The following is an 11,979-nucleotide window of genomic DNA, read 5'->3' on the forward strand; positions in this document are numbered from 1 at the left end:
ATGTTAATTTACAATTGTCTTCGTGCACGCATCGTCATGGCGAGGAAATATCCTCCGCATAGGATATTAACGAGTATGGTAACGGTTGTTTTGTAATTGAATAGATGCTCAACGATGAGTTGAGCAACGATGAACATGATGATGGCGACAGCGCAACCAATCGGCAATGTCACGCGATGCTGACTCGTTCCCGCAAGTGAATAAGCGATGTTAGCGACAAAGATCCCCATAAATGCAGTTGGCCCGATTAAGCTTATGGAAACAGCTACTAAAATGGCAATTAGTGCAAAATACTTGGGGATGTAATTAGCATCATTAAGTCCAAGTGATATAGCTTGATCGCGGCCTAATCCGACAACATCGAGCTCGCGAATACATTTTTTAGCTATGATCGCAGTGGCGGCCAATGTACCCGCAGCGCAAAGTAATATGGCGGGTTTAGCTCGGTCAAAAGAGGCATAACTCAACCCTTGGAAGACAGAAAACTCGCCCGGACTAATCCTTAATTGAATAAATTGTGCCAACGTGGTCAACACCATTGTAAGGACAAAACCGATCAATAAAACTTGGTACATGTCTCGCTGGAACTTTTGTATTACCCAATATTGAATCGCCAACGAATAGAAAAAAATCAATACCATAGAAATAAAAAAATTACCGACAACGCCTACTATTGCAATGCCTCCGGTGCCGAGAAAAAATAACAACAGAGCCTGGAAAACGAGATAAATAGATTCGTACCCCATAATGGAAGGGGCCAGAATCCGATTTCCTGCCAAGGTTTGAAAGGTGATGGCGGCGGTCGCAACACAGCATCCGCCAATAAATATAGCCGCTAGTTTCGCCAATCTTTTAGGGATGATGTAATCAAAATCAAATCCGGAACCGACAAATATAAAAGCGACAGACAGCAGTAAAACCACGATGGTCATCACCGTTAAAATAAAAGTCGTGTTGGTTGCTCTCATGCGCGACTCCTTTTGATAATTAAGGCGAGGAACATAACCCCACCGATACCGCTAGCAGTCAGGCCAATAGGCACTTCGAAAGGAAAGAGCACCAGTCGACTGATGATGTCACAAAATATCAGTAACGAAGCGCCACCCAGTGCCACGATTGGCAGCGTTTTTTGCAAATTATCGCCATACCTCAGTGCCACTATGTTCGGGACGACTAAACCGACAAAATGAATAGCGCCGACAGTCACCACGGTAACTGCAACGGTAATGGCAACGAGAACAAGGCCAAGTGCCGCGGTTACCGTATAATTGATACCTAAACTTGCAGCCATGTCTTCACCCATCCCCATTAAGGTGAATCGGTGAGCAAAAAAATAAGTCAGCAAGGTGATGGGGAAAATTAAAAATATGATCTCATAGTGCCCTTCCACTACCTTAGAAAAGTCGCCTATTAACCATCCTTGCATACTTTGTAACATGTTATTTTGATAGGCATAAAACTCAGCAAATGCACTTAGCATTCCGCCAAACATGAGCCCAATAACGGGTAGTAACGCGGTGTTACTGAATTTTATTTTTCGAATGATAGCGATATAAATTAAGCTTGCAGCGAAACAAAATATAACGGCAAAAAACATTCTATCGAGCTTGTCTGAAGAAGGGAGGAACACCATCGAAACTAAAATGCCAAGTTTCGCCGCATCCAGTCCCCCCGTGGTGCCAGGTTCTACGAAGCGGTTTCTGACAATGTGCTGGAGTATGACCCCACTCATTGCTAATCCAGCGCCAGTCAGTATTAAAGCGACAAGCCGAGGTAAGCGACTGGCCGTGACAGGTAGCCAAGCTTGTTCATTCAATGCGAGAAGAAGCGTCCAATCTATTTGTCTCGCACCAACAAATATAGAAATAAAGCACAGGGACGAAAAAACACCAAATACACGTAACTTCATTACAACTAAATCTCAACGTTTTATTAACTAAATGATTTACTTGACCTAGGAGGTCAATCTAAATGATAATCAATCGTAACAGTATCATAACAAGTTGTAAATAAATTCATACGCATTTTAATAAGTTAGCGCTACATATAAAATTAAAATGCTCAACGAAGAGTCAGGATGATTATGTTTAACCAACAAACTGAAAAGAAAAACCTATTGCCGGTCAGTGAATATGAAGAAAAAATATGGATGCAACAATTACAAAAACCACACAGTATGGAGTGGGTCTTAGCATTTTATACTCTGGATAGTCGATGTGAAATTGAATACCTTGAAAAGGCAATCCATAAGTTTGTTATGGAAGATGCGCAGTTAAATTTACGCTATTGTTTCACTGAGAGCTATGAATTAGAAAAGCAACTCATAACCAATGGCTTTCCAGCGTTAGAGATAAAAATAACAGAGCGCGCTGCGCTTAGTGGTCTTGCCGCAGCTTTACAGAAGCGAGATTGGCAGTCTGAATCTCAGGCCCCATTTTTTGCCACCTTGCTACACACAGCGGAAGATTTATATCTTTGTTTAGGTCTGCACCCAATATTAAACGAGATAATAAACAAGGAAACGTTAAGCTCTCAGCTTTCAAGCAACTATCAATTATTCAATCAGGAAGGAGAAATTCTGATTTTGCACCCCGCTGAAATAGTCGGGGTTAACACCGTTGAAGTCAGCGATTCTATTGATAAAATTGCCGACACAATATTAACGGCATTCAAAGAAAGCCTCAATGATCCCGATGTTGAGCTAGATGATGACTTTTTTGAAATGGGTGGACATTCACTTTTGGCTACCCGGATCATCGGCAATTTGGTGAACGCGCATAATATCGAAATTAGCTTCAATGACTTCTTTAAGAGTCCAACAGCACAAGATTTAGCTAAATGTGCCTCGATAAAAAATACCAATGCAGAGCTGAAACCAGCAACACAGGGAGCAAATGTTCACTCAAATCCCGCCATGGTTGACGAAAAATATCCACTGTCGATGGCCCAATCATTTCTATGGGATTCACACGTTGCAACAGGGATGGGAGCAATATTTAACTTACCTTTTGCCATTCGTTTTGACGGTGAAGTCGATGAGTACGTTTTCAAGCAAGCTTTTACCGATCTGTTATTAAGACATATTGGGTTAAGAACACTCTTTGTGAATCACAATAGTCAGGTCCAGCAACAAGTCATTGATGAGACACAGCTCGGTGACTATCTCTGGTTTTGGAGTAGTGCAGACACGGGGGCAGCCAGTTTAGCATCTGAAGCTGCTTATGTTTTTGATTTATCTAGAGAGTTACCACTACGAATACGCTTCTTTAAAGACCAAGACACGAAGCAACAAACATTGTCCTTCCTTATCCACCATATGGTCATTGATGAATGGTCACTCAACACATTAATGCCAGAACTTTCTCAAGCTTACATGGCGAGACTTCAAGGAGAAGAGCCAATTTGGGATAAACCGGCAAATACAATGCATGAATATGCGGTTACTCAGCAGCGCCGTGGACCTCGCCAAGAAGACTTGAACTATTGGGTTAATCATCTCCAACAGGCAACGCCAGGTTTGACACTGCTAGAGAATAAATCATTGGAGGACACAAACCCGACGCCTAATTCAATTGAGGCAAAATGGATAGAGCTGGATTTAGGAAAAAATGCTCACAACGTGGTCACAGCCTTGGCAAGAAAGCACAGTTCATCAACCTTTAGCGTGGTCTATTCGGCTATCGCGCAAGCGTTACAGCGCTTAGGTAGCCTAGATGAATTGGTGATTGGCACATCAGCGTCTGGTCGTGATGATCCGAAGTATTATGATGCGGTTGGTTATTTCACGACTATGGTCGCTCACCGCGTTGTTTTTGAACCTGAACAAGCCTTTGGTCGTCTGATTGAACATGTCACCGGTACGATTAATGAGAGTATGGTCCATGCCACGGTACCCATTAACCTTGTTCAGCGAAAATTAGAAATCCCTGCTGAAAATGGCCTTCTGTTTGATGTTTATGTGCAAATTCATGCACACAACGCGCTTTACGGTGCCTTGCAAAAACCACAAGGACACAAAGTTTCGTATCAGCAGATTTTGCCGAAAAAGACAGAATCTTTGTTCGGGCTACATTTTGAAATTATGGAGAATGTGGTGGATGAGCAACGCACGTTGCGTTTAATTGTCACTTATCAGACGGCTCGCTATAACAAAAAACAGATTTTAAAAATAGGTCAAGCGATGAGAGCAGCGCTTATAACAGATCACGTTTTTGAATCGCCAACTGTCGAAACCATGTAGTAACAATAACTAAAAACATGGCCAATTTTAACTTCTAGAATGGCCATGGAGTTTCTCGTCAAAACCTATTCATGCCAGATTGCACAGGCAATCTGGTTTGCTATTTCAGGAGAATTGTTCGCGAAGTGCTTTCTTGTTTACTTTGCCAACCGAAGTCTTAGGTAGGCGCTCTACAAACACAACTTTGTCTGGTATTTTGTAGTCGGCTATGCCACTACTCCGTAAAAAACGCTTTAGTTCTAATGGCTTAATACTGATGTCAGGTTTATTAACCACAACAGCGCAGCTACGCTCCCCAAGGTAGTCGTCAGGGATCGCGATCAGTGCCGCATCATGAACCCCATTAAATAACAGTATTTGATTCTCAACCTCTTCAGCGGCAATTTTTTCCCCCCCACGGTTGATTTGGTCCTTGTCCCGACCGGTAACGATAATATTACCAGCGGCGGTTATTTTCACAATATCACCCGTGCGATAAAAGCCCTGGGCATTAAAAGAACGGTTATTGTGTTCAGGGGCTTTGTAGTAACCACGAATGGTATATGGCCCTTGCGTTAGTAATACGCCTTCTTCTCCTGCAGTGACCGGTTGACCCTGTTCATCAACAACGACCAGTTCGTCCAGTGGGGATATCGGCCTGCCCTGAGTTGTGAATATCACGTCGTCGGAGTCATCAAGTCGTGTATAATTGACTAAACCTTCAGCCATACCAAATACCTGCTGCAATTTACAATTCAGCGCTTTCGGCAGCCTTCGAGCTGCAGCCTCACTGAACTTTGCCCCGCCCACCTGAACTAACGACAGGCTCGAGATATCCAGCGGTGAATGTTCGGCATACTCCATCCAAAGCAGTGCTAACGGAGGCACAAGTGCAGATACCGTTACCTTGTGGCGCACGATCAAACCAAATGCGTTCTGAGGTGCAAGATCCTGCGTTAGGACGACGGTACCCCCAGCCCAAAAAACTCCTAGCGCACCGGGTGAACTAAGTGGGAAGTTGTGAGCCGCAGGTAAAGCACAAAGATAACAAGTGGATTGGTCGAATTGGCAGATCTCAACGCTTGCGGTAATGCTGTAGGCGTAGTCATTATGTGTTCTCGGGATCAACTTTGGGGTCCCGGTTGTTCCGCCGGAAAGTTGAAAGAACGCGATATCATCAGCAACAGCGTTCTGAGTTGCCGCGGTTTGCTCATAACAAGAACTCAGTGATACAAACTGAGGATGATGATTAGCCTCTCCTTTCACAACAACATGCTCAATGGTAGGACAGGCATCGAGCACATCCAGTGCAAGTTGTTGAAAATTATACACCTGGGTATCCCCATCGATAATATAGGCCTTAGCGTTTGTATGCTGACAAAAATACTGAATCTCTGCAGCTCGGTGTGCAGGTAATGCGAGCACTGGCCGTATACCTTTTTGGAGCAAGGCAAAAAAGCATTCGTAAAACTCAGCGACATTGGTCATCTGCAAGACAACATTATCACCTTTGGATAGACCGAGTGCGAAAAAGCCTTGCGCAAGTTTGGCGCTACGCTGACTTAGCTGCTCGTAAGACAATGTCCGGTTGCCACAAATAACGGCAGTGGCCTGCGGAGAAGACCTGACAGTGTCAGTCAAGTAATCGAAAAGAGTTTTGTCCTGCCAGTAATTAAGCGCTCTGTATTGTTGTTCGAGGGCGGTAGGCCATGATATTAAATCGTTGTTATAAAGCATAGTTAACTCATTAAGCGGTAAGTTGTTCATCAAATTGGATGCCAGCTGCGGATAATATGGTTTTCATTTTTGCACCGGTTTCGTCTAGCTCGCTCTGAGGTTGCGATTCGCTGACGATGCCTGCGCCGGCAAATATTTTCATTTGATTAGACTTTACTTCCGCACACCGTATCGTGACCACCCACTGGCCATTACCTCGAGAATCACACCAGCCAATCATGCCCGTAAAGTAGCCTCGTTCAAACGTTTCTAAGTGCTTTATAGCCTCATATGCCGAGTGTCTAGGGTGCCCGCATACAGCTGGGGTGGGGTGTAATTCTGCAGCCACTTGCAGCACACTAAGATCATCCTGGTCTACTTGTCCTTCCAAAACAGTAGACAAGTGAAGCATGCTTTCAGTTTCAATGACGCTTGGAACCATAGGAGTATATAAATTGCGACAATACTTACTCATCACTTTTTCTACTTCTTCCACCACTAAACCATGCTCATGAAGATCCTTACTCGTGTTGAGGAGCGACTCTTTCGCGGTCAGGTTTTCTGCTGCCGAAAGGGACTTCGGCCTTGAACCTGCTAAGGGGTTAGAAATCATATGACTGCCACGTTTAGCAATCAATAGCTCCGGACTGGCTCCCATCAGCTTACTGCCAGATGCCAGATCTGCGGCAAAAGTATAACCTCGTGAATTAATGGCCAGTAGGTTGTGTAATAGATCTGACTGGTTGATCTCCAGTTCCGTCGCCACTTCAACGGCTCGCGATAATACGACTTTCGATAATATGTTCTGGTTAAACATTTCTAAAATATTGGCAACCCCTTGCTTGTAGTGATGACCGCTTGGTTGAGATACCACATTTGCCTGAGAAAGAAGCGCTAATGGTTTTTTTTGTGCTCGTGGGCTGCTAGAAACATACAAGGTTTCAGGAATAATCAGTTGCGTCGGGTAATCTTGATTAAATGGCACAACGCCAAACAAAACCGGGTTATCACACTCATCTATTTTTGCAGATTCAAGCATCTCTTTCGCTTTATCCGCCAGTGCTGAAAATGGTATCGACTGCCGAAAAGATTGTTCAATCCCAGAAGCGAGCATCGACGAATCTGCTGAGGCAAAGAAAAAGGGTGATGAGACAAGCTCTTTTTCGATCAATTTTTCTGACATATGTGAGAATCCGACCACTTTACGCTTCATTAAAACTTCCTCTAATATAAGGTTAACATTATGTTTTTTCTTACCTAATTACCCAACCTACAGATACGAATAATTATTATTATCATATTGATTTATGCAAAATCCTTATTCATAATTCACGGGTCGATATACGAACCTCACAAATCACACCTAAGGCTTGAACAAACTATGTCATTAAAAAACAAAAATATTTTACTCGTCGGTGCCGCGTCTGGTATTGGTCTATCAGTACTGGATAGCCTACTTTCCGCTGGAGCAAACGTGACTATCGCCGATAAACAAATCGACTTACTTAAACAAAACTGTGAGTCACTTTCTCCTCAGTACAGTGAGCATTTTCAATGTCACTATCTGGACCTTGCCGATCACAATAGTATTACCCGCTGTGTTGATACCTGGCAAGAACAAGGCGCTTTCGACCACTTAGTCTGTTGTGCAGGAGTCCTGCATATAGGCGCTTTGCACGAGCTTCCACTAGAAACAATTAAACGCACCTTCGATATCAATACCTTTGGAGTACTTGCGCTGATACAGGCTGTCGCCAAAACGATGAAAAACCAGCGTTCGGGCAGTATGGTTATCGTTGGTTCCAATGCTACCAACACCCCACGCCAATCAATTGGTGCCTATGCGGCGTCAAAAGCGGCACTGCATCTCATGGTTAAATGTATTGGCATCGAATTAGCTTCATTTGGTATCCGCTGCAATATTGTTAGCCCCGGATCTACAGATACACCGATGCAGAGACAGTTGTGGACCAACGATTACGGTGAACCAGAAGTTATCGCAGGTGACGCTAGTCAGTTCCGTCTGGGAATACCTTTAAACAAACTTGCCCAACCCAAAGATATTGCCCATGCCGTTATTTTTCTCCTTTCTGATGCCGCTGGCCATATCACCATGCACGACTTGCGTGTTGACGGTGGCGCTACTTTGGATAATTAGCTTAATCGACATGAATGGTGGCCTCCCCCACCCCCAACACCCACCAAATGAGAATGAAAATCATTTGCGTTTAAAGTGTGGATTTTGTGTTAAATAACATAGTTTGTCAAGGAACAATCCCTCATAGGTATACTGCCTAATTTATATGTGCCGTTTAACTTTACACATGGATCCAGAGGCTCGTTTTATTTTTGCCTTCGCAGTGGCTAGTGAAAAAAGTGTTCTAGTTTGAAACTACGTTTAGTGTGATCATCAACTTCATTGGTGACTGCTATTTATTATATATTTCAGTGTCAATAAGATGGTGTAAAGAATGATTATTATTGAAAATCTATCAAAGAATTATGGACGTACTAAGGTCGTTGATAAGGTGAATGTTCAATTCAAAAAGGGCAAAGTGACATCGATTATTGGCCCAAATGGTGCTGGGAAAAGTACTTTATTGTCCATGGCTTCTCGACTTGCAGAGAAAGACAGTGGGAGCGTGTTATTAGATTGCAAAGAAATTTGCGAGTGGGATACAGCAGAGCTGGCTAAACACCTCGCTGTTTTGCGTCAATCGAACTCGGTGACCATGCGTTTTACGGTCAGAGAAATAGTCTCTTTTGGGCGTTTTCCCTATTCCAAAGGAAAATTAACCACAGAAGACCAAGCCGTGATAGATCAATCGATTGACTACTTAGCGTTAAGCGACATCCAAAATAAATATTTGGACGAATTAAGTGGTGGCCAACGTCAGCTCGCTTATATTGCGATGGTTATCGCACAAGATACGGATTACGTTTTTTTGGATGAACCACTTAACAACTTGGACATCAAACATTCACTTAAAATCATGAAAAATATTCAGCGATTGGCAAGAGATATGAATAAAGCGGTGGTCTTAGTTATTCATGATATCAACTTCGCTGCCTGTTATTCCGATGTGATTGTAGCGTTGAAAAAAGGAAAAGTGGTGGCAAGTGGGTCGGTAGCAAAAGTAATTCAAGCAGATATTCTTAGTGGTATTTACGAGACACCATTCAACATCATAGAGGTTGAAGGGAAAAGAATGTGTACCTATCACTAGCCAAGTAAATAGAGGCGTCCTCTCCTTTACTGCCGTCCCATAATACAATCAGCACATCTCAACCAATTGCGAATAGTTATCACTATTGATTGACTTTTTTAGACAATGTGTTTTAAAGTTACGGGCACTAATATTTACTTTCAACGGCACAAGATAAAGCGTTATTTTTTAAAATAAAACACTGAATTTCCCTGATAAAAAAATCGTAAAAAGGATTAAGATATGACGATTCCCAAGATAACTTCGTATGAAGTTCCTCACCCAACATCATTCCCCAAAAACACGGTGAATTGGAGTGTTGACCCGACAAGAGCCGTACTGCTTGTACATGATTTACAAGAGTATTTTCTTAATTTCTTTGATAGAAATCAGACTCCTGTACCAGGGCTGCTAGCCAATGTAAAAAGAGTTAAAAATATGGCTGCAAAAGCTGCTATTCCAGTTGTTTACACGGCACAGCCAGCTAATCAAGATCCGCAAGAACGGGGATTACTCACCGATTTTTGGGGCTCAGGGCTGACACAAGATACAAAGATAGCCCCTGACGTTGCGCCACAAGAAGGTGATATTCTTTACACTAAATGGCGCTATAGTGCTTTCAAAAAAACACCCTTACTCAAATGGATGAAAGAAAACCAACGTGATCAACTGATCATTGTTGGTGTGTATGGGCATATCGGTATCTTATCTACGGCGCTGGACGCTTTTATGCTCGACATCAAGCCATTCGTCATAGGCGATGCGATAGCGGATTTTTCAGCCGAGGATCATGCCTTCACACTCAAATACGTGGCGGGTAGAAGTGGCAGTGTGAAATCCATTACACAATTGAGCAATGAGATCTCGCGTACTACTCGCTCTGCAGTACTTAGCCTAGAGAGCATGCGCAAGGACGTGGCAGGCATTCTTGATATCGATTTAGATGAAGTGGATGTTAAGGAAAATTTAATCTTTATCGGCCTTGATTCCATTCGCGTCATGACATTACATGATCGCTGGAAGAAGCAAGGGTTCAATATCGACTTGTCCGATATGGTAAAAAAGAACACGCTCGAGGAATGGTACCAAGCGACACAAGAAGATCTGGTAACCGCTTAATATCTCCCGATTGGCTAATTAATTTGAAGATGCCCACGCTATATTTTTGTAATGAACACCGTTACAAAAATATTGCTATTGATGAGCTAAACCTGCTAGATAATCATTAACACCCGTTAACCACAACAAGCCAATAAATAGAGATTAAGAGACCCCCTTAAAAACGTGCCTAACTGTCACTGCCAAATTAAGTATTACCTGATAACTGATGTTACGCAGTAGGGCTAAACTTTCAGGTCTAAAACCGTTAAAATGAACCATGAATAAAAATATCAAATCGAATACGGGTCTTGCGAAATCCCCGGCTAAAAAAGAGAAAATGCAGAGCAATCATATTTTCATGTCATTGCTTGCGACAGCCAAGCTGGAGGGGTTAAGTATTAAAAAAAGCTTAACGACCTTTGGATTGAAAACCAAGCTTTATATAAAAGCTCAAAAAGTAGCACTCAAAGCCTGAAAAAAGATGCAGGCTTCAACTGCGTAACATCAGTTATTTAAGCTCACTAAACCTGTCTAGTTATATTTATAATGCGCTTACCATGCATCTAACACTGTCTAGCAGTTAAAAACGCTGTCATTAATTAAAAAATAAGCGATAATCCGCGCTTCAATATTTTTCAGGAACAGAAACTATGCCTCAACTCGGTACTCTATACATCATTTCAGCTCCAAGTGGCGCAGGAAAATCTAGCCTTATTAATGCATTACTGGCAGAAGAGCGTTCGTGGGATGTACAAGTTTCTGTTTCACATACAACACGTGCACCTCGTGTTGGTGAAAACAATGCAGAACATTATCACTTTGTTGATGTTGATAACTTTAAGTCACTTATCAAAGAGAATGCCTTTTTTGAATGGGCAGAAGTATTTGGTAACTATTACGGCACATCACGCATCACTATCGAGCAAGCACTGCAACAAGGTACAGATATCTTTTTAGATATCGATTGGCAAGGCGCGCAGCAAGTACGTGAAATGATGCCAGAAGCGGTCGGTATTTTTGTCTTACCGCCGAATCGTGATGAATTAGAATCTCGCCTTAATAAACGAGGCCAAGATAGTAGCGAAATTATCGCTAAACGCATGGCACAGGCACAATCAGAAATGTCACACTACAATGAGTATGATTATTTGATTATTAACGATGATTTTGAGCTTGCAAGCAAAGAGTTATCAAACATTGTGAGTGCATTACGCAATAAACAAAGCAAACAATCTCTTGTACATCAAACTATGATCGCTGCGTTGCTAAAGTAGCGCTGGATCAAATATTTTTAAGCTTGTATAATAAGCGCCCGCTTTTATGTAATTAACTTTTGGAGTTCAGCAATGGCACGTGTAACCGTTGAAGATGCAGTAAATGTAGTTGGTAACCGTTTTGATCTAATCTTAATGGCATCTCGTCGAGCTCGTCAGCTTGCTACTGGAGGTAAAACGCCTTTAGTTGATCCTGAAAATGACAAACCAACAGTAATTGCTTTACGTGAAATTGAACTGAATTTAATTACTAACGATTTAATGGATGTTCAAGATCGTCAAGAAATGCATGAAAAGCAAGCAGCTGAACTAGCAGCTGTAGCAGCAATTGCAGAAGGTCGCGGTTAATAACCGACTGACTTTACCAATTCTGAAAAAACGCCGATCATGAAAATGCTCGGCGTTTTTTTATATTTAAAATATATCCAGTAATACCACGGTCTACTATCACACTGGAAAAATG

Annotated in this window: 10 protein-coding genes and 1 pseudogene; 7 read left to right on the top strand and 4 right to left on the bottom strand. The window is 42.4% G+C overall.

All coding sequences use genetic code 11. The features are described from left to right. Positions 1–8 precede the first annotated feature (8 nt). Together CXF74_RS04610 and CXF74_RS04615 are read right to left on the bottom strand one after the other, a co-directional pair. A complete protein-coding gene (locus tag CXF74_RS04610; RefSeq protein WP_101081225.1) occupies positions 9–968 on the bottom strand; it encodes an iron chelate uptake ABC transporter family permease subunit in 960 nt (319 codons plus the stop codon). After that, the gene (locus tag CXF74_RS04615) at positions 965–1,909 is read right to left on the bottom strand and encodes an ABC transporter permease (RefSeq protein WP_101081226.1); all 945 of its coding nucleotides are present in this window, start codon (positions 1,907–1,909) and stop codon (positions 965–967) included. The genes CXF74_RS04610 and CXF74_RS04615 overlap by 4 nt, the downstream gene beginning before the upstream one ends. Before the next feature lie 174 nt (positions 1,910–2,083). Between CXF74_RS04615 and CXF74_RS04620 the strand changes: the two genes are divergently transcribed. After that, positions 2,084–4,240: a condensation domain-containing protein gene (locus tag CXF74_RS04620; RefSeq protein ID WP_101081314.1), complete on the top strand. Its 2,157-nt coding sequence runs from the start codon at positions 2,084–2,086 to the stop codon at positions 4,238–4,240. 105 nt (positions 4,241–4,345) lie between these two features. Here CXF74_RS04620 and CXF74_RS04625 read toward each other — a convergent pair whose 3' ends face one another. Beyond that, positions 4,346–5,986, bottom strand: coding sequence for a (2,3-dihydroxybenzoyl)adenylate synthase (locus CXF74_RS04625; protein WP_269800761.1), 1,641 nt, complete (start codon positions 5,984–5,986; stop codon positions 4,346–4,348). Then, positions 5,967–7,148 carry an isochorismate synthase gene (locus tag CXF74_RS04630; RefSeq protein WP_101081228.1) on the bottom strand — a complete coding sequence of 394 codons (1,182 nt, stop codon included), beginning with the start codon at positions 7,146–7,148 and terminating at the stop codon, positions 5,967–5,969. Before CXF74_RS04630 ends, CXF74_RS04625 begins: the two co-directional genes overlap by 20 nt. Before the next feature lie 168 nt (positions 7,149–7,316). On the opposite strand from CXF74_RS04630, the gene CXF74_RS04635 reads away from it, so the two are divergent. From CXF74_RS04635 to rpoZ, 6 genes and pseudogenes are all read left to right on the top strand, one after another. Then, complete coding sequence (locus CXF74_RS04635; protein ID WP_101081229.1) at positions 7,317–8,093, top strand: 2,3-dihydro-2,3-dihydroxybenzoate dehydrogenase; 777 nt, start codon at positions 7,317–7,319, stop codon at positions 8,091–8,093. A 313-nt stretch (positions 8,094–8,406) separates the two neighbouring features. After that, on the top strand, positions 8,407–9,162 hold the full coding sequence (gene vctC, locus CXF74_RS04640; protein ID WP_101081230.1) for an iron chelate ABC transporter ATP-binding protein VctC: 756 nt from the start codon (positions 8,407–8,409) through the stop codon (positions 9,160–9,162). 222 nt (positions 9,163–9,384) lie between these two features. Next, on the top strand, positions 9,385–10,260 hold the full coding sequence (locus CXF74_RS04645) for an isochorismatase family protein (RefSeq protein ID WP_101081231.1): 876 nt from the start codon (positions 9,385–9,387) through the stop codon (positions 10,258–10,260). Between the two features lie 262 nt (positions 10,261–10,522). Then, positions 10,523–10,717: pseudogene (locus tag CXF74_RS04650) on the top strand (IS701 family transposase); the annotation flags it as partial. Positions 10,718–10,892: 175 nt separating this feature from the next. Then, positions 10,893–11,516, top strand: coding sequence for a guanylate kinase (gene gmk / locus CXF74_RS04655; protein WP_101081233.1), 624 nt, complete (start codon positions 10,893–10,895; stop codon positions 11,514–11,516). A gap of 72 nt (positions 11,517–11,588) precedes the next feature. Continuing rightward, entirely contained in the window at positions 11,589–11,864 is a 276-nt protein-coding gene (rpoZ, locus tag CXF74_RS04660; protein ID WP_101081234.1) for a DNA-directed RNA polymerase subunit omega, read from the top strand. Positions 11,865–11,979 lie beyond the last annotated feature (115 nt).

This window comes from Psychromonas sp. Urea-02u-13 (assembly GCF_002835995.1).
Lineage (GTDB): Bacteria > Pseudomonadota > Gammaproteobacteria > Enterobacterales > Psychromonadaceae > Psychromonas.